Genomic DNA, 18,629 nt, shown 5'->3' on the forward strand with positions numbered 1-18,629 from the left:
TCACTTATCGCACTGTTGTTCTAGATGCGAACAGAATAGGTATCCGGGGAAGCAGCCAGGCCTCCTGGTGCTATCGCTGGGGGAGCCTGGCGGCCAGTTCGGCGGCGGCTTCCTGCAGCAGGGGGACGTGCGCCACGAGCCCCTCAAGGTCCAGCCGGAAGACCGGCACGGCGGTGGCCAGCGAGGCGAAGGCATGCCCCTGGTCATTGAGCAGCGGCACGGCCACGGCGCGCATCCCCGCCTCGTTCTCCTCATCCATGACGGCATATCCCTGCCGGCGGACCTTCTCGATCTCGGCCCGGAAGGCGCCGCGGTCCGTAATGGATGTGTCAGTGAGCGCCTCAAGCGGGACCTCGGCCAGCAGCTTTTCGCGTTCCACATCCTCGGCAAAAGCCACCAGGGCCTTGCCCACGGCGGTGGTGGAGAGCGAGCCGAGGTGGCCGGGGTCGCTGGTCACGCGGAAGGTCTGCGGCCCGTCCACCTTGCTGACGGTCAGGTGGTGCAGGCCGTCGCGGACGCTGAGGATGGTGGCCTCGCCGGTCTGTTCGGTGACCCGGCGGAGGATGGGCATGGCTGTTCCCGCGAAGCCATGGTGGTTGGAGACGCGCTGTCCCAGCTGGAAGATCCGCAGGCCCAGGTGGTAGCGGCGGCCGTCCGGCTCGTAGTCGACAAAGCCGTCGCGGGTCAGGGAGCCCAGCAGGCGGTAGGTGGTGCTGAAGGGAAGTTCGGCGCGGCGGGAAATCTCCGCGGCACTTGCACCGCGGGGTTCATCACCCAGGAGGACCAGCAGCCCCAGGGCCTTGCCCACCATGTCCGTGCGGTCGGCGGGACGGGCACCCACTTTGCCTTCCGGCGGCATGGCATTCACGGGCTCTCCGGCGCGGGCGGCGGCAGCGGGTGCTTCATTGGCCGCTGTGGTTTGGTTCACACTCATGGGTTCGATGTTGCCACAATGTGAGAGCTATTTCTAGATGGTGATTATTTTCTTGACAGGTGACTGCCCTCACAGTCATAGTTTCTGTATCGCAAAAGTAGCTCCCACCATGTGGCTACAACTGCCGGGTCTTTCCACCGGACTCCAGCCGCATCCCCCGCCCGCACCAAGGCCTCGGCGGCTGCGACCCCCAGATCCATCCGCGACAATGTCGTCACACCAAAGGAACACCATGAGCAAGACACTTCCGTCCGCAGGGGCGGGTGCCCTCACCTCCGCCGGAACACCCAGGAAGGCCGCCCTCGCCAGCTTCCTGGGCAGCGCCGTCGAATACTATGACTTCTTCATCTTTGGCTCGGCCGCAGCGCTGATCTTCCCCACGGTCTTCTTCCCCAGCGCCGATGCCAACGCCGCCATCATGTCCTTCGCCACCTTCGGGTTCGCGTACGTGGCACGGCCCATCGGCGCCGTCATCCTGGGCCACTTCGGCGACCGGGTGGGCCGCCAGAAAGTGCTGATGTTCACCCTGGTGCTCATGGGTGCTTCCACCTTCGTCATCGGCTGCCTGCCCGACTTCCGTACGGTCGGCTGGTGGGCTCCGGCGCTGCTGGTGCTGGCCCGCCTGTGCCAGGGCCTCTCCGCTGCAGGCGAGCAGGCCGGCGCCTCCTCCATGACCCTGGAGCACGCCCCGGACAACCGCCGTTCCTTCTTCACCTCCTGGACCCTCACCGGCACCCAGGGCGGCCAGATCCTCGCGGCCCTGGTGTTCATCCCTGTCCTGGCCCTGCCGGACGAGATCAAGTTCGGCATTGGCTGGCGCATCCCGTTCTGGCTGAGCGCCGCGGTGGTTGTGGTGGCGTTCCTTATCCGCCGCACCCTGCACGAGCCGCCCGCCTTCGAGGAAGCCCGGAAGAACGCGCAGATCGCCAAGCTGCCCGTGGCCGACCTCCTCAAGGGCCACTGGCGCGACGTCCTCCGCGTGATCTGCTGCGCCTTCATCGCCGCCGTCTCCACTGTGTTCGGCACCCTGGCCATCAGCTACGCCAAGACCGTGGCCGGCGTGGACGGCACCACCACCCTGTGGCTGGTGGTTGCCGCCAACATCGTGGCCCTGGGCACCCAGCCGCTCTTCGGAATGCTGGCGGACAAGATCGGCCGCAAGCCCGTCTTCATCTACGGCGCCCTGGCCAGCGCGGTCCTCACCCCCGTTTTCCTGCTGAGCCTGGAGTCCCACAGCGTCCCGCTGATGTTCCTGGCCGCGATCGGCTACTTCTCATGCGGCTACGCGGCGGCCAACGCCGTCTGGCCTTCCTTCTACGCCGAAATGTTCAGCACCAAGGTCCGCTTCTCCGGCTTGGCCATCGGAACCCAGCTGGGCTTCCTGATGGCAGGGTTCGCGCCGGCCATCGTCGCGGCCATGGGCGGCATCAAACCCGGCGGCTGGGTGCAGATCAGCATCTTCACTGCCATCATCTGCGCCGTGGCCGCTGTTTCAGCCCTGACCGCCAAGGAATCCTTCCGGACCCCCACCAAGCAGCTCGGCCTGAAGTAGGCCGTCCGCCGCGTACAGACTGGCCCGGTTTTCAGGCCGGAGAGCCCGCCATTCCCCCAAATGACGGGCTCTCCCCTGTTAAAACCGGGCCAGTTTGTGACGACCGAGAGCCCGCCGCTACCCCCGGCCGGTCTCCAGCACCGAGGCGAGATCGAAGTTCACCGGCTCCTCCAGCTGCGCGTAGGTGCAGGATTCCGGGTCCCGGTCCGGCCGCCAGCGGTTGAACTGGGCCGTGTGGCGGAACCGGTCGCCCTCCATGTGGTCGTAGCGGACCTCCACCACCAGTTCGGGCCGGAGCGGAACGAAGGACAGGTCTTTGCCGGCGCTCCAGCGGCTGCCCTCCGCGTTCCGCGGGGTCCGTTCGCCTTCTTCCTGCTTGGCCCAGGCCCAGGGGTGGTTGTCGAACTCGGTCACCAGTGGTTGGAGTTCCTGGAACAGCTCCTGCCGCCGCTTCATCGGGAAGGCGCCGATCACGCCCACGCTGGCCAGGCCGCCGTCGTCCTTGTACAGGCCCAGCAGCAGTGAGCCGATGGCATCCGGCCCGCTCTTGTGCAGGCGGTAGCCGGTCACCACGCAGTCCGCGGTGCGCTCGTGCTTGACCTTGAACATCACCCGCTTGTCGGGTTCGTACCGGCCGTCCAGCCGCTTGGCCACGATGCCGTCCAGCCCGGCCCCCTCGAACTGCTCGAACCAGTGCCCGGCCGTGTCCTTGTCCGTGGTGGCGGCGGTGAGGTGCACTGGTGCCTTGCTCGCGGCGAGCGCCTTCTCCAGCGCAGCGCGCCGCTCCGCAAAGGGCCTGCCGGTGTAGTCCTCATCGCCGAGGGCCAGGAGGTCAAAAGCCACAAAGCTTGCCGGGGTTTGCTCCGCCAGCAGCTTCACGCGGCTGGCAGCAGGATGGATGCGCTGCTGCAGGGTGTCGAAATCGAGCCTGTCCCCGGACGCCCCCACCAGGATGATCTCGCCGTCCACCACGCAGCGCGGCGGCAGGTTCTCCTTGAGCGCCGCCACGAGCTCCGGGAAGTACCGGGTCATGGGCTTTTCGTTGCGGCTGCCGATCTCCAGGTCATCACCGTCACGGAAAATGATGGACCGGAAGCCGTCCCACTTGGGTTCGTAGCTGAGGTCCCCGCTGCCGGGAATGCCGTCGAGGCCGCTGACGGCCTTGGCGAGCATGGGCGGGACGGGCGGCATCACGGGAAGTTCCATGTGCCCATTCTTGCCCGGCCCGTGGCCCGGGCGGTAGGGCGGCGCGCCCGCTTCAGGCCGCCAGCAGCCAAACGATCAGCACCAGCACCGGCGCAGCGGCGGCCGTGGAGAGCAGGATGGTTTCCCGCGCCACGGCCACGCCGCGCCCGTATTTGCTGGCGAACAGGAACACGTTCTGGGCCGAGGGCAGCGCCGCCATGAGCACCACGCCCAGGAGCATGTGGTGGTCCAGGTTGAAGAGGAAGCGCCCGACGACGAAGGCCACCGCCGGCATCACGGTGGACTTCAGGGCCGTGGCAGTAAGGATTTCGGCCGTGTGGCCGCCGCTTCGGAGCATTTTGGTGCCGTGCAGTGACATGCCGAACGCCAGCAGCACCACCGGGACGGCCGCACCGCCCAGGAGGGTGAGCGGTGCCATCACCGGGGCCGGCAGCTGCACGTGGAACGCGGCCAAGACCACGCCCAGGAGCGAGGCGATGATCATGGGGTTGCGGAAGGGCTGGGTGAGCATCAGCCGGGGCGAGAACCGGCCGGCTTCGCTGAGGTCAAGAAGCGTCAGGACCAGCGGGGCGAACAGGAGCAGCTGGACCAGCAGGACCGGGGCCACGGGAGTGGCGTCACCCAGGGCATAGAGGGTGATGGGGATGCCGATGTTGTTGGCATTAACGTAGGAGCCGGTCATCGCGCCCACTGCCGTTTCGGCCAGCGGCCTGCGGAACCAGATGCGGCTGGCGGCCACATAAAGCAGCGCGGTCACCGCGGCGGTGATCATGGCAAGCGGAACATAGGCGGAGAAGACCACGGACAAATCCGACTTAAGCACCACTGTGAAGAGCAGTACCGGGTTGGTGATGAAAAAGGCGGTCCGGGTCAGCGCCGAGATGGTGGCTTCATCGCCCAGGCCGCAGCGCGCGGCGATATACCCGGCAGCTATGACGACGCCGATCACCGCCAGCCCGATCAGCACGCCGCCCATCGAGGTACTTCCCTTCCATAGACTGCGTTCCCACCGTCAGCCGGAACGCAGTACCACAAGTCTCCAACTTATCCGACAAGTGGCCCCGGCCCGCTGAATTTCCGGCGAACCCTCGACACGGCACGGTGCGGGACGGTAGAGGTTATCGATGGTCACTGTCGGTTTTCACGCATCGCACGAACAGATAAGTCCCGGCCAGCTGCTCAAAGACGTCCAGCACGCGGAACGCGCCGGCTTCGATGCGGCCATGTGCTCGGACCACATCGAGCCCTGGTCAGCGCGCCAGGGTCACTCCGGTTTCGCCTGGTCCTGGCTGGGGGCAGCGCTGGCCACCACCGGCCTGCGCTTCGGAGTGGTGACCGCACCCGGCCAGCGGTACCACCCCACGATCATCGCGCACGCCTCCGCAACCTTGGCCAGCATGTTTCCCGGCAGGTTCTGGTTTGCCCCGGGGAGCGGTGAAAACATGAATGAGCATGTCACCGGGGACCCCTGGCCGCCGAAGGACATCAGGCAGCGCCGGCTGGAGGAATGCGTGGACGTGATCCGCCGGCTGCACCGCGGCGAGGAGGTCACGCACCGGGGCCTGGTGACGGTGGAGCAGGCGCGGATTTGGGATGTCCCCGGTGCCCCGCCGCCGTTAATCGCGCCGGCCATCAGTGTGGACACGGCGCGTCGGGCAGCGGCCTGGGCGGACGGGCTGGTCACCGTCAACCAGCCCGCGCCGAAGCTGCGTGAAATGCTGGCCGCCTACCGCGACAGCGGGGGCAGGGGGAAGGCCGTGCTGCAGGTGCACCTTTCCTGGGCGCGGAGCGGGGATGAGGCGGCAGCCATCGCCATGGACCAGTGGCGGACCAACACGTTCGCACCGCCCATCCCCTGGGACCTGCCCACCGCAGGACATTTCGACGGCGTGGGCGAGCACGTGCACGAAGAGCAGGTCCGCAGCACGGTCAACGTCGCCGCCAGCCTGGCCGAGCACGTGGACTGGCTGGGCGGGTACGCGGAGCTGGGCTTCGACGAGCTGTACCTGCACTTCGTGGGTCAGGAGCAGGCCCCCTTCATCGACGCGTTCGCCGCAGGCGTCCTGCCGCAGCTGCGCACCCGCGGAACCGCTGCTGCCGGAACCCCCTCTGAACCTCAGCTGGTCCGCGCGGCTGCCAATCCGGCGTCGGGGTCTCCGGCATGAGGATCGCGGAGACGTCCGACCTGTGGTGGAAGAACGCCGTCATCTACTGCCTGGACGTAGAGACGTTCTTTGACGACGACGGCGACGGCACCGGTGACTTTGCCGGCCTGACCCAGCGAGTGGACTATCTCGCCGCACTGGGCGTGACGTGCATCTGGCTGATGCCGTTCTACCCGTCCCCGGACCGGGACGACGGCTACGACGTGACTGACTTCTTCAGCGTGGACCCGCGGCTCGGCACGCTGGGCGACCTGGTGGAGTTCATCCGTGCCGCCAAGGACCGGGGCCTGCGGGTCATCGCCGACTTCGTGGTGAACCACACCTCCGACCAGCACCCCTGGTTCGTGGCGGCCCGGAAATCAACCGACAACCCGTACCGCGACTTCTACGTGTGGCGGCAGGACACACCCCCGGACACCTCCGCCGAGGTGGTGTTCCCTGGGGAGGAGAACTCGCTCTGGACCCTCGACGAGGCCACCGGCGAGTGGTACCTGCACATGTTTGCCAAGTACCAGCCGGACCTGAACGTCACAAACCCGCAGGTCCGCGACCAGATCGCAAAAGCCATGGGACTCTGGCTGGAACTGGGGCTGGACGGCTTCCGGCTGGACGCCGTGCCGTTCTTCCTGGAAATCAGGGGCCAACCCAAGGACCAGGCAGCAAACATCAACCCGCATGGCTACCTCAGCGCGCTGCGCAGCTTCCTGAACCGGCGCAACGGCAGCGCCGTGCTGCTGGGCGAAGTGAACTTGCCCTACAAGGAGCAGCTCGAGTACTTCGGCGGCCCGGAGGGCAACGAGCTGAACATGCAGTTCGACTTCCTGTCGATGCAGCACATCTACCTGTCACTGGCCCGGAAGGACGCCAGGCCGCTGGCGGAAACGCTCAAGAGCCGGTCGCCCATAAACCCGGACAACCAATGGGCCATGTTCGTGCGGAACCATGACGAGCTCACGCTGGACAAGCTCAGCAACGGGGAGCGGCAGGAGGTCTTTGCAGCCTTTGGGCCGGAGAAGAACATGCAGGTCTACGGCAGGGGGCTGCGGCGGAGGTTGCCCCCGATGCTGGGCGGGGACCAGGAACGGATCCGGATGGTGTACTCCCTGATGTTCTCCCTGCCAGGCACCCCCGTGATCTTCTATGGCGAGGAGATAGGCATGGGTGAGGACCTCCGGCAAAAGAGCCGGGCCGCCGTCCGCACGCCGATGCAGTGGAACAGCGAAAAGAACGGCGGCTTTTCCAACGCCAAGGCCTCGGACCTGGTGGCACCGCTGGTGCGCGGGGATTACGGGCCGGAGCAGGTCAACGCGGCGGCGGGCAAACGGGACCCGGAGTCCCTGTTCACCTTCATGGCCACGCTGATCGCCCGCTACCGGGAGGACCCTGAGCTGGGGTGGGGCGAGTTTGGGGTCATCGACCAGCCTGAGCCGGCGGTGTTCGCCCATACCTGCAGTTCCGGCGGCGGCACGCTGGTACTGCTGCACAACTTTGGCGAGGATCCGGTGAAGGTGAGCGGGAAGGTGGGGCCGGGGGACGGCCCGGCGCAGGCATTCCGCGGTGCCATGCTGCTGGACCTGTTCGACGGCGGCAACGTCGACCTGGATCCCGACGGCGGTTTCCGGGTGGAGCTGGGACGCTACGGCTACCGCTGGTTCCGCGTGCACCGGAAAGGCGACCGGCTGGCGCCGTAACGGACGGGATGAGGGGTTGGACCGGGTCCTCCCCTCCCGCACGTGTGGCGGAAAGGTGTGGAGCCGCCGCCCGCCGTCGTGCTTTGTGAAAAGATCAACCATGCGCGCCATGCAACACTCCAGCAAACTCCGGAACGTCCGCTACGAACTCCGCGGACCGATCCTCGAGGCCGCCAAGAACATGGAGGCCGAAGGGCACCGGATCCTCAAGATGAACCTCGGGGACACGGCACCCTTCGGGCTGGAAGCACCCGAGTCTGTGGTGGTGGACATGATCCACCACCTTCGCGGCGCCCAGGGCTACAGCGATTCAAAGGGCATCTTCACGGCCCGGACCGCCATCTCGCAGTACTACCAGACCCGAGGCCTGATGAACATCGGGGTCGAGGACATCGTCATCGGCAACGGCGTCAGCGAACTGATCTCCATGTGCCTGCAGGCCTTCATGGAGAACGGCGACGAAATCCTGGTCCCGGCACCTGACTACCCCCTGTGGACCGCCGCCGTGACCCTGACCGGCGGCAAGCCCGTCCACTACGTCTGCGACGAGGCGGAGAACTGGTGGCCGGACCTGGCCGACGTGGAAGCGAAGATCACCAACCGCACCAAGGGCATCGTGATCATCAACCCGAACAACCCCACCGGGGCCGTCTACCCCCGGCACATCCTGGAACAGTTCGCCGGCCTGGCCCGGAAGCACAACCTGGTTCTTTTCTCCGACGAGATCTACGAGAAAGTGCTCTATGAAGACGCCACGCACATCCACACCGCTGCGGTGGCGGAGGACGTGTGCTGCCTGACCTTCAGCGGCTTGTCCAAGGCCTACCGGATGCCGGGCTACCGGGCCGGATGGGTGGCCATTACCGGCCCGCTGGCCGCCACCGCCGCCTACCGTGAAGCATTGGAACTGCTGGCGTCGCTGCGCCTGTGCGCCAACGTTCCCGCCCAGCACGCCATCCAGACCTGCCTCGGCGGCTACCAAAGCATCGATGCGCTGGTGAAGCCGGGCGGCCGGCTGCGCGAACAGCGGGACCTTGCCCACAAACTGCTCACGGCCATTCCCGGCGTCACGTGCGTCCCGGCGTCGGGCGCCATGTACCTGTTCCCGCGCCTGGACCCGGAGCTGTACCCGATCGAGAGCGACGAGAAATTCGTCCTGGACCTGCTCCGGGACCAAAAGATCCTGGTCTCCCACGGTTCGGCCTTCAACTGGCCCGCGCCGGACCACTTCCGCTTTGTCATCCTTCCCTCGGTGCTGGACATCGAGGAAGCCGTCCGGAGGATTTCCACATTCCTGGCGGCCTACCGGAGCGGGGCCGCAGCCTGAAACCGCGGCGGCGCGAAGAACTAACCGGGCCCTAACCGCGGGGAAACCGGTACGCAACATTCCAGGCCCACACTTGGTAGTGCAGGCAAGAGCCGGCACCAGCTCCAGCCAGGAGGCCCCAGCGATGTTGAAGAAAGCGACCACGCATGTAACAAGAGTCCGCGCCCTGGATCAGCTCCACCGCGGCGATGAAATCGAAGCCCGCCTGTCGGTGGGGCCCTCCTACGACGACGTGGTGATCCGCCGCGGCAGCGTTCAGGAAACAGCGCCAGGCATCGGTGTGGTCTGGATCCTGGACCGCATCAGCGGCGTGCGCAAAGCAATCAATACGGACGAGTGCAGCGTCTGGCGGGTGGCATAGCAGGTCTGGGAAGACGGTGGCGGGCGTAGTCAGGAAGGACTGTCCGCAGCCTGTTCCTCCTCCAGCTCCTGCTGCCGGAGTGCGAGCGAATGCAGCCACTCGATGCTGGCGTCCGTTACCGGATGGGCTGTCCCGAGCGACTCCAGGAAGGCCCGCACCTCAACCATCTCCGCCTCCCTGCGGACGGCATGCAGCCGCGTGCCCTCAAGCATCCGCGACACCAGCGCATCGCCTGACGGGCCCAGTTCCGCTGCAATCTGGCTGATGACCCAGTCTTTTGCCCCCGCCGCCTCGGCGGCCGTGACTGACTCCAGGACAGTGGCGGCCAGCCCCTTCATGAAGACGCTGCGGAGCAGCTTCCGGCCGGCCGCCGCACCCGCTTCGCTCCCGGCGTTGCTGGCCGGGATGCCCCATCCGGTGAAGAGGGCCACCAACGCGTCCGCCCCCGTGCCGCTGACCAGCAGGGGCGAATTGATCCGGCCCCGCGGAACGGGCGCCAGGACGGCGACATCGGCGAAAAGGACGCCGCTCCCGGCTGCCCGTTCCGCGAGCTGCCGCTTTTGGTCCGGTCCGGCGGTGTTGAGGTCCGCGAAAATGGCCGCCGGGTCCATGGCGGCCAGCGCCTCGTCAAGGACGGATTGCGCCGCGCGGGCTCCCACCAGGCTGATCACCAGGCCGGCGCCCGCCACCGCTTCACTGATGCCAGGGGCCCGCAGCACCCCGGGCGGGACTGCGTCGACGGCAGGGTCCGTTCCCGTGACCCGCAATCCACGGCCGGCCAGGTCCTGAGCGTAGATGCTCCCGGCTTCCCCCAGGCCCAGGACGGCAACAGAGCGGCCGGTCGTTCCCGCCGGACTACCGTGCACCGGCGGCCGCGGTCCGCCAGCCGCCGTGGTATTCGGTCCGGGCGGTGACCGCGTAGGGCGCCGGGCTGACCACCGCCCGGACACTGATCTGCTCATGCGGTTCCACGGTGGTCTTGCGGGAGCCGCCATCGGGTTCACCCCAGACGACACGGACCTCGGTACCGATCTCCACGTTGGGGTCCACCGTGGCCAGCGAGAGGCCGCGGCGTTCGTTGGCCGTCACGCCGGTGAAGAGCGACAACCCCACTCCCGTTCCGTCGGCATCGATGACGGAGTCGTAGTTGGACGATCCGTAGTTGGCGTTGGGGACGTCGAAGAACTGGTAGCCGGGCTTGTCGCGGTCCAGGAACGAGGCCCAGATGGTGGCCAGGTCCTCATCGTTCCAGGCGAGGGTTACCTTTTTCCGCTGTGCGGCAGGATCGACCTTCTGGAGGGCGTCCCGCCCGATGAAGTCGTGGTCGAATTTTACGAAGGAGCCGTAGCCCAGTTCCCAGGGGGTCAGGTAGTAGTCCTCGATGTTGCCGGAGACGAAAGAGCCGGCGAGCGCATTGACCGCCTCATAGCTGGTTGCCGGCAGCCATTCACGGTAGGCGCGCTCGGCATCGCTGCTGTAGATTGCCGGCAGCGGCGAGGGGATCCAACCCGATTCGAGCGTGTTCGAGGAGTAGGCCCGCGACCCGCACGGTTCCAGCCCGAACTCAGCCCCGGCCTCGAGCACGGCATCCCGGATTTTTCCGTGCTGTTCGTAGGGTCCCCAGATTTCCAGCCCCGGGGCCCCCGCCATGCCGTGGCGCAGCGTGCGGACCTGTTCCCCGGCGATGGCCAGGTGGCCCATGTGGAAGAACTTCACCTGCTCAAGCGTTCCGCCGTTGAGCTTCTCGATGATCTGCCAGGCGCTGGGGCCCTGGATCTGGAAACGGTAATACTTCCGGGTGACTGCCTGGCCGTAGGGGCGCGACGGAGACCTGTCATCGTAGGTGCATTCGACGTCGTATCCGCCGGTTTCGGCGTGGAACTGGAGCCAGTTGGCGGCCGGTGCGCGGCCAACGTAGACAAACTCCTGCTCTTCCAGGTGGAACAGGATGCCGTCGCCGATGACTCCGCCGTTGGAGGCCGTGGGAACGAACTGCTTTGCGGTGTTCACCGGGAAGTTGGCAAAGCTGTTGATGCCCGTGTCCGAGAAGAGCTTCAGGGCATCGGGGCCCTTCACGAAGAAGTTGACCATGTGGTGGGACTGGTCATAGAGCACCGCCGTTTCACGCCATGCGCGCTGCTCGCGCCGCCAGTTGGTGAACTCGGCGGGAACCACGGGATAGATGTAGGTGCCGAGCTGGGAATTTCGGAGCAGTTCGACGGTGTTGCCCGCCGCATCAAGCACGTCCTGCAGGGATTTCGGGGCCATTGGCTTTCTCCTTCGGTTCAGTGGGTGGCGCGGTAGCTCTCGCGTGCGTATTGCACGAAAGGAGCGGGGGCGACGGTGGCTCGGATGGGGACCTGACGGTGGGGTTCCACCTGCAGTTTGGCGGAGTTGGGCTCTTCGCCCCAGAGCACAGTGACCTCGGCACCGTCCTCAAGGTTGTCCACGGCCGCCAGGGAAACAAAGGAGTGCTCGTTGGCGATGTAGCCGCAGTCAAAGGACTGGCCCACCGTCCTGCCGTCCTGGAGGACCCGGTCCACCTGGAAGAGTGCGTAGCGGGCCTTGGGCAGTTCGATGTACTTGGCGGGAATCCCGGGACGCAGGATGGAACCCATGACGTCCTGGACGTCGTCGGGGTTCCAGACGAGCGTCACCTTGCGGCGGGAGGAGGTCCGGGAGAGCGCTTCAAGCGCATCCCGCCCCACGAAGTCGTGGTCGAACGCGACCGAGCGCCCATACCCGAGCTCGTACGGGGTGACGAAGTAGTCCTCGATGTCCGCTGAATCGAAACTTCCCCCGAGTGAACCGGCAGCTGACGCCGGAAGCCATTCGCGGTAGCCACGCAACCGTTCGTCCGTGAAGACCGCCGGCACTGGTGAGGGCACCCAGCCGGACTCAAGGTTCGCCGTCGAATAGCCCTTTGCCCCCACCTGGGTCAGGCCGAATTCGCCGCCCGCCTGCAGCAGCGCGTCCCTGACGCGGGCGCCCTCGGCCCAGGGTCCGAAGAGCTCATACCCCGGTTGTCCCGCCATGCCGTGCCGGATCCCGCGGACCTGCAGCCCGCCGATCGGAAAGCGCCCCATGTGGAAGAACCCAAGCTGCGGCACCGGGGCACCGGTCAACTTTTCGACAATGGCCAGGGCGGTGGGCCCCTGGAGCTCGAAGCGGAACAGGCGGGGATCACCGGCGCGGACGATTGAGTTCCCGTCACGGGAGACGTCCACGTCGTGTTCGCCGGACTCGGCGTGGTACTGCACCCAGTCGATGGCCATTGGGTGCCCCACGAGGTTGTAGGACTGTTCGTCGAGGTGTGCCAGGATGGCGTCCCCGATGAGTTGTCCGGAATGATTCACCGCGATGAACTGCTTGGCGCGGTCCACGGGGAAATTCGCGAAGGAATTCACCGCGAGCCCGCGAAGCAGCCCCTCCGCTCCCGGCCCGGACAGGAAGAGATCGGTCATGTGGTGCGACTGGTCGAGGAGGGCACAGGTGCTGCGCCAGGAATTCTGCTCGCAGCGCCAGTTGCTGAACTCGGCCTGCACGGGAAAAACATGGGGGCTGGCGGGGGAATCGCGCAAAAGCTGGACCGGGGAAGCCGCGCGGTCCACCGCTTCCTGCAAAGTCTCCGTCACTGCGAAATCCCTGTCACTGCGAACTCCATCGTTCGGTCCACGGTGGAAAGCAGCCCGGGACGTCCAGTACCAACACGATTGCTAACAAAATTGTATCGGATGTCTTGACCAGAGTTCCAGAGCATGGTTTTCTGGCACTGTCCGCCGGAAAGGACTGACCATGGGCCGTCCAGGCACCATGCCCGCCGTGGAACGCGAGGGTGGAAATGCCCGAAACTAAGGGGATCCCCTGCCTCCTCATGCGGGGAGGGACCTCCAAGGGTGCCCTGTTCCTCGCCTCCGACCTGCCCGCGGATCCCGCGGAACGCGACGACCTGCTGCTGAGGATCATGGGCTCTCCCGATCCACGGCAGGTGGACGGGCTGGGCGGGGCACACCCCCTGACCAGCAAGGTTGCGGTCATCGCCCCGTCCCCGGACGCCGGCGCGGACGTCGACTACCTCTTCCTCCAGGTCGGCGTCGACACGGCACTGGTCACCGGCCGCCAGAACTGCGGAAACATCCTTGCCGCCGTGGGACCCTTCGCCGTGGAGCGGGGCCTGGTGCAGCCCACGGATGGCCACACCGAGGTGCGCATCCGGATGGTGAACACCGGCAGCATGGCCACCGCGCGGTTTGCCACGCCCGGCGGGGTGGTGGATTACGACGGCGGCCCGGCGGCAGGTGAGGCAGTGGCAATTGACGGCGTTCCGGGAACGGCAGCGGCCATCCGGCTCAACTTCGAGGGCACGGCGGGATCATCGACGGGCGCCCTGTTCCCCACGGGCAGGATTCTGGACCACGCGGGGGGCGTGGACTTTACCTGCGTTGACAACGGAATGCCCAGCGTTTTGATGCGAGCTGCCGACCTGGGCATCACCGGCCAGGAAGCCCCTGCAGACCTTGAGGCAGACGAAGGCCTGGCAGAACGGCTCGCCGGGCTCCGCCTCGCAGCGGCGGACCTGATGGGCATGGGCGATGTCAGTGGTGCCACCGTACCCAAGCTGGTGCTGCTGGCACCGCCGCGGGCCGGGGGCGCCATAGCCACCCGCAGCTTCCTTCCCGTCCGGGTCCACACCTCAATCGGCGTGCTCGGAGCACTCACCGTGGCGGCGGGTGTCCTGGCGGAGGGGTCGGTGGGCCATGGCCTTGCCGCGCTTCCTTCACCGGGGGAACCCTTCCGGGTGGAACACCCCACCGGCCATTTTGACGTGGAGGTGTCCATCGACACCACCCCGGACGGCTATACCGTGACCCGCTCAACTGCCCTCAGGACAGCACGGAAGATATTCGAAGGACGCGTCTTCCCGCGCCTACGCCTGTGACGACTGCACAACGACCCCTTTAGAGAGGACAGCTTCATGACCGGGTATACCTCGTTCGACGTCGCCCACCTGGGAAACGTGGAACTGCTGACCCCCGTCTTCGAGGAAAGCCTGTGGTTCTTCCGCGACCTGCTCGCCATGCGCGTCGTAGCGGAGACCAGCAGCGCCGGCACGAAGTCCGCCTACCTGCGGACCTGGGACGAATACCAGCTCTACACCCTCAAGCTCACCGCCTCAGCCGATGCCGGTGTCGGGCGTACCACTTTCCGTGCCACGAGCCAGGAGGCGCTGGAGCGCCGGGTCGCCGCCATCGAAGCCACCGGCCTGGGCATCGGCTGGGAAGACGGTGAGGTGGGAACGGGGCCGACCTACTCCTTCCGGGACCCCGACGGGCACCTCATGGGCATCTATTACGCAACCGAACGGTACGTGGCCACGGACGACAAACCCGCCCTGAAGAACCAGGCCTCGGCCTTCCCCGGCCGGGGCGTAAACGCCCGCCGGCTGGACCACATCAATTTCCTGGCCAAGGATGTGGTGGCCAACGGGGAGTTCGTGGCCCACGCGCTGTGCGGGCGGGAGAGTGAACGCATCCGGCTCGACGACGGCGGATACGCCGCATGGTGGTTCCATTTCAACAACAAGTCCTATGACATCGTGTACTCCGACGACTGGCTCAAGCACGGCAACCGGCTCCATCACGTTGCCTTCGCTCCGGATACCCGCGAGGACATCCTGAAGGCCGCGGACATCTTCCTTGAAAACGGGATCCACATCGAGTCCGGGCCGCACAAGCACGCCATCAACCAGACGTTTTTCCTCTACGTCTGGGAGCCCGGCGGCAACCGGATCGAACTGGCCAACGCCGGCGCCCGCCTGCTGCTGGACCCGGACTCGCCCGTGGTGGAGTGGAGCCAGGAGGAGCGCAGGAAGGGGCAGGCCTGGGGCATGAAAACCATCGAGACGTTCCATACGCACGGAACGCCAAACATCCGCCAGTGAGAAAATTAAAGGATCCCTGCAGTACCGCACAGAGAGGTGCATCATCATGACCAACACAGTGGACACGTCCGCCCCGGTGACCACCGGCCTCTACATCGGAGGCTCAGAACGGCAGGCCGCCGCCACCATGGACATTGCCGATCCGGGCAAGCCCGGCACCATCGTGGGCCACGCCGCGGCGGCCGGCGCGGCCGACGTCCAGGACGCCATTGCTGCGGCGAAGGCGGCCTACCCCGGATGGGCTGCACTGGGGGCGCAGGAGCGCGCAGACCGGATGCGGCAGGCACTGGAGGGCATCGCGGATTTCCGTGATGAGGATGCCGCCATCCTCTCGCAGGAAAACGGCAAGATCCGCATGGAAGCCTGGGTGGACTCCCTGGTGTTCGAGATCAGGTGGAACCTCGCCCTGGAACTGGCTCCCGACGTCGACACCGCCAAGGTGCTGCCGCCCGCGCCCGGCATTCCCGTCTCCACCTCGGTCACTTTCCAGCCCCTGGGCGTGGTGACGGTCATCGTGCCGTTCAACTGGCCCATTGCCATCCTCGCGGCCTCGCTGCCGCATGCACTGCTGGCAGGGAACACGGCAATCGTTAAGCCGCCACCCACCGCGCCGCTGGCAACGACGCGCGTGGTCCAGAGGATTGCCGAAAAACTCCCGCCAGGGGTGCTGAACGTGGTGACCGGCAAGGACGCGGACATGGCTGCGCTCATCACCAGCCCTGACATCGCCAAGGTCTGCTTCACGGGCAGCGTGGGTGGCGGCAAGCGCATCATGGAAATGGCCGCGAAGTCACTCACGCGGGTAACGCTTGAACTCGGCGGAAACGATGCCGCCGTCATCCTCGCGGACGCGGTCCTCGATGACACCCACCTGGACCGGCTCTACGCCGCGATCTTCGATACCACCGGCCAGATCTGCATGAATGCGAAGCGGGTTTACGTGCACCGTTCGCGCCTGGACGAGGTGGTGGCGGGGCTCTCGCAGCGGCTTGAAAAGGCGGTCATCGGCTACGGGCTCGACGACGGGACCACCATGGGTCCGCTGCACTCCCCCGTGCAGAAGGCCTTCGTGGCTGAGCTCATCGAGGAGGCCAAGGAAGCCGGTGCCGATGTCAGGGAGTTTGGCACCCTTCCCCCGGACCCTGAGCTGCAGGGCGGGAACTTCCTGCGTCCGGCACTGGTGATCGATCCGGACCCTTCGCTGCGGGTGGTCACCCTGGAACAGTTCGGGCCCGTCATCCCCCTGATCCCGTTCGACACGGAGGACGAGGCGGTGGAGGCGGCGAACGCGAGCTGGGCGGGGCTGTGCGGCTCGGTGTGGACCGCCGATCCGGCAGCGGCCGACCGCGTGGGTGGACGCCTGGTCTGCGGCTACGTGTGGGTTAACGACCACGGTGCAACCCGGCTGGACCTGCGCGCGCCATTCGGCGGAATGAAGCAGTCCGGCATGGGCAGGGAACAGGGCATTGAAGGGGTCCGGGCCTTCCAGGACACCCGCGCCATCGCCCATCTGGAACCGGCGGCAGCAGAAGGGTAGGCCCGGGACGGACGGTGGGCCGGAAGGTCCTGGATTCCGTTGATAGCTATCGACATTACCTATGTACATAGGTAATCTTGAAGGCGGGTGCACCGCTGCACCCGCCGAAAGGATGACCTGATGGCGACTCGAATCATGCCCGCCCAAAACCGGGCAGCATCCCTGGAACTCATCAAGAACTTCTCGCTGGAGATGACCGGCAAGGACATTCCCGCCCTCATCGAAGCAAAAGACAGCATTCCGCCGGGCACCCGCATCAACGTCACCTTCCTCGGCAACGAGGACCTGGAGATGCGGGTGGCCGCGGCCAAAGCCGCCCGGGACCTGGGATTCATCCCCGTGCCGCACGTCTCGGCGCGCAGGCTGGCATCGAAGGGCGACCTCGAAAAGTTCCTCCAGCGCCTGGCGGAAGCGGGCGCCGCCGAGCACCTTTTCGTGGTGGGCGGCGACCCCGCGGAACCGGAGGGCCCCTACGAAGACTCCCTGGCGCTGGTCAACACCGGCCTCCTGCAGCAGTTCGGGGTCCGGGAGGTCGGAATCGGCGGATATCCGGAGGGCCATCCCGATATCCGCAAGGAGGACCTCTGGCGGGCGCTGGAGGACAAGACCGCAGCCCTCGCCGCGCAGGACCTTGGCGCCTCCATCATCACGCAGTTCGCATTCGACACCGAACCGGTGGCTGCGTGGATCGCCGAGGTCCGGGCCAGGGGAATCCAGGCACCAATCCGCGTGGGAACCCCCGGCCCGGCGGGAGTAAAACGGCTCCTCGGCTTTGCGCGCCGTTTTGGGGTGGGCGCCAACGCGATGATCGTCAAGAAATACGGCTTCTCGCTGACCAACCTCATGGGCGACGCCGGACCGGACCGGTTCGTGAACGATCTGGCCGCCGTCCTTGCCGACCGCGCGCCCGGCCCCCACCAACACCTCCCGGGGCAGGTTGGCCTGCACTTCTACACGTTTGGCGGCCTGCTGGCCACGGCCAACTGGGTCCGGCACTTCACCGCGGAAGAGGGCTAGGACGGCACGCGATGGTCCTGCACACCGAATCCCGCAAGGACCAGTCCTGCCTGATCGTCCACGGGCCGGACCAGCCGGGCATCGTGGCTGCTGTGGCCGCCCTGGTGACCCGCAACAGGGGAAACATCGTCTCCCTGGACCAGTACTCCAGTGATCCTTCATCGGGTGACTTCTTCCAGCGGGTCGTCTTCAACCGGCCGGACCTGGCCGCCGCGATGCCTGAAATCGAGGCCGACCTCGCCAGGACCCTCACCCCGCTGGGGCTCTCCTGGACCCTGACCGACCGCTCCATCCCCAAGCGCATGGCCATCCTGGTATCCACCTCCGACCACTGCCTGCTGGAACTGCTCTGGCGGCACCGGAGGGGTGAACTGCCCGTGACCATTCCCATGGTGATCTCCAACCACACGAACACGGCCGAGGACGTGCGGGCCTTTGGCGTCCCGTTCTTCCACGTCCCCTCCGCAGGGCCGGACAAGGCAGCAGCGGAGGCCCAGGTCCTGAAGCTGCTGGAGGGCAACGTGGACTTCGTGGTGCTGGCCCGGTACATGCAGATCCTGTCCCCCGGATTCCTGGACGCGGTTTCCGTGCCGCTGATCAATATCCACCACTCCTTCCTGCCTGCGTTCGTGGGCGCCGCACCCTACCGCAAGGCCAAGGAGCGGGGCGTCAAACTGATCGGCGCCACCTCGCACTACGTGACCAAGGACCTGGACGAAGGGCCCATCATCGAACAGGACGTGGCCCGCGTAACGCATGCGCACTCCGCCCTGGACCTCCAGGCGCGCGGCGCCTACGTGGAACGCGCGGTGCTCTCCCGCGCCGTCCAGTGGCATGCCGAGGACCGGGTCATTCGGCACGGCAACCAGACCATCGTCTTCTGATACCCACCAACAAT

General features: G+C 66.5%; 16 protein-coding genes. 10 read left to right on the top strand and 6 right to left on the bottom strand.

The window, feature by feature from the left end; genetic code table 11:
* Window positions 1-70 precede the first annotated feature (70 nt).
* Window positions 71-934 (bottom strand): IclR family transcriptional regulator, encoded by an 864-nt coding sequence (locus NMQ03_RS20510; protein WP_255173742.1) that lies wholly within the window; start codon window positions 932-934, stop codon window positions 71-73.
* 232 nt (window positions 935-1,166) lie between these two features.
* On the opposite strand from NMQ03_RS20510, the gene NMQ03_RS20515 reads away from it, so the two are divergent.
* Window positions 1,167-2,486: an MFS transporter gene (locus NMQ03_RS20515; protein ID WP_255173743.1), complete on the top strand. Its 1,320-nt coding sequence runs from the start codon at window positions 1,167-1,169 to the stop codon at window positions 2,484-2,486.
* Between the two features lie 117 nt (window positions 2,487-2,603).
* On the opposite strand, the gene NMQ03_RS20520 is transcribed toward NMQ03_RS20515, so the two are convergent.
* Together NMQ03_RS20520 and NMQ03_RS20525 are read right to left on the bottom strand one after the other, a co-directional pair.
* Window positions 2,604-3,692 (bottom strand): ATP-dependent DNA ligase, encoded by a 1,089-nt coding sequence (locus NMQ03_RS20520; protein ID WP_255173744.1) that lies wholly within the window; start codon window positions 3,690-3,692, stop codon window positions 2,604-2,606.
* A 52-nt stretch (window positions 3,693-3,744) separates the two neighbouring features.
* On the bottom strand, window positions 3,745-4,668 hold the full coding sequence (locus tag NMQ03_RS20525; RefSeq protein ID WP_255173745.1) for an AEC family transporter: 924 nt from the start codon (window positions 4,666-4,668) through the stop codon (window positions 3,745-3,747).
* A gap of 148 nt (window positions 4,669-4,816) precedes the next feature.
* Between NMQ03_RS20525 and NMQ03_RS20530 the strand changes: the two genes are divergently transcribed.
* From NMQ03_RS20530 to NMQ03_RS20545, 4 genes are all read left to right on the top strand, one after another.
* Window positions 4,817-5,857, top strand: coding sequence for a TIGR03885 family FMN-dependent LLM class oxidoreductase (locus NMQ03_RS20530; protein ID WP_255173746.1), 1,041 nt, complete (start codon window positions 4,817-4,819; stop codon window positions 5,855-5,857).
* Window positions 5,854-7,548 carry an alpha-amylase family protein gene (locus tag NMQ03_RS20535; RefSeq protein ID WP_255173747.1) on the top strand — a complete coding sequence of 565 codons (1,695 nt, stop codon included), beginning with the start codon at window positions 5,854-5,856 and terminating at the stop codon, window positions 7,546-7,548. Before NMQ03_RS20530 ends, NMQ03_RS20535 begins: the two co-directional genes overlap by 4 nt.
* Before the next feature lie 100 nt (window positions 7,549-7,648).
* Window positions 7,649-8,875: a pyridoxal phosphate-dependent aminotransferase gene (locus tag NMQ03_RS20540; protein ID WP_255173748.1), complete on the top strand. Its 1,227-nt coding sequence runs from the start codon at window positions 7,649-7,651 to the stop codon at window positions 8,873-8,875.
* Window positions 8,876-8,999: 124 nt separating this feature from the next.
* Window positions 9,000-9,236, top strand: coding sequence for a hypothetical protein (locus NMQ03_RS20545; protein WP_141158887.1), 237 nt, complete (start codon window positions 9,000-9,002; stop codon window positions 9,234-9,236).
* A gap of 29 nt (window positions 9,237-9,265) precedes the next feature.
* Here NMQ03_RS20545 and NMQ03_RS20550 read toward each other — a convergent pair whose 3' ends face one another.
* The 3 genes from NMQ03_RS20550 to NMQ03_RS20560 are packed head-to-tail and all read right to left on the bottom strand — an operon-like array spanning window position 9,266 to window position 12,871.
* Window positions 9,266-10,102, bottom strand: coding sequence for an NAD(P)-dependent oxidoreductase (locus NMQ03_RS20550; RefSeq protein WP_255173749.1), 837 nt, complete (start codon window positions 10,100-10,102; stop codon window positions 9,266-9,268).
* Window positions 10,092-11,504 (bottom strand): aminomethyl transferase family protein, encoded by a 1,413-nt coding sequence (locus tag NMQ03_RS20555; RefSeq protein WP_255173750.1) that lies wholly within the window; start codon window positions 11,502-11,504, stop codon window positions 10,092-10,094. The genes NMQ03_RS20550 and NMQ03_RS20555 overlap by 11 nt, the downstream gene beginning before the upstream one ends.
* A gap of 17 nt (window positions 11,505-11,521) precedes the next feature.
* On the bottom strand, window positions 11,522-12,871 hold the full coding sequence (locus NMQ03_RS20560) for an aminomethyl transferase family protein (protein WP_255173751.1): 1,350 nt from the start codon (window positions 12,869-12,871) through the stop codon (window positions 11,522-11,524).
* 206 nt (window positions 12,872-13,077) lie between these two features.
* Between NMQ03_RS20560 and NMQ03_RS20565 the strand changes: the two genes are divergently transcribed.
* The 5 genes from NMQ03_RS20565 to purU all read left to right on the top strand — a co-directional run bounded on the left by NMQ03_RS20565 (window position 13,078) and on the right by purU (window position 18,615).
* Window positions 13,078-14,175, top strand: a complete 1,098-nt coding sequence (locus NMQ03_RS20565; protein WP_255173752.1) for a 4-oxalomesaconate tautomerase — start codon at window positions 13,078-13,080, stop codon at window positions 14,173-14,175.
* A gap of 36 nt (window positions 14,176-14,211) precedes the next feature.
* The gene (locus NMQ03_RS20570; RefSeq protein WP_255173753.1) at window positions 14,212-15,177 is read left to right on the top strand and encodes a VOC family protein; all 966 of its coding nucleotides are present in this window, start codon (window positions 14,212-14,214) and stop codon (window positions 15,175-15,177) included.
* Between the two features lie 46 nt (window positions 15,178-15,223).
* Window positions 15,224-16,714: an aldehyde dehydrogenase family protein gene (locus NMQ03_RS20575; RefSeq protein ID WP_255173754.1), complete on the top strand. Its 1,491-nt coding sequence runs from the start codon at window positions 15,224-15,226 to the stop codon at window positions 16,712-16,714.
* Between the two features lie 120 nt (window positions 16,715-16,834).
* Window positions 16,835-17,731 carry a methylenetetrahydrofolate reductase gene (locus NMQ03_RS20580; protein ID WP_255173755.1) on the top strand — a complete coding sequence of 299 codons (897 nt, stop codon included), beginning with the start codon at window positions 16,835-16,837 and terminating at the stop codon, window positions 17,729-17,731.
* An 11-nt stretch (window positions 17,732-17,742) separates the two neighbouring features.
* Window positions 17,743-18,615 carry a formyltetrahydrofolate deformylase gene (gene purU, locus NMQ03_RS20585; RefSeq protein WP_255173756.1) on the top strand — a complete coding sequence of 291 codons (873 nt, stop codon included), beginning with the start codon at window positions 17,743-17,745 and terminating at the stop codon, window positions 18,613-18,615.
* Window positions 18,616-18,629 lie beyond the last annotated feature (14 nt).

The organism is Arthrobacter sp. DNA4 (assembly GCF_024362385.1).
Classification (GTDB): domain Bacteria; phylum Actinomycetota; class Actinomycetes; order Actinomycetales; family Micrococcaceae; genus Arthrobacter.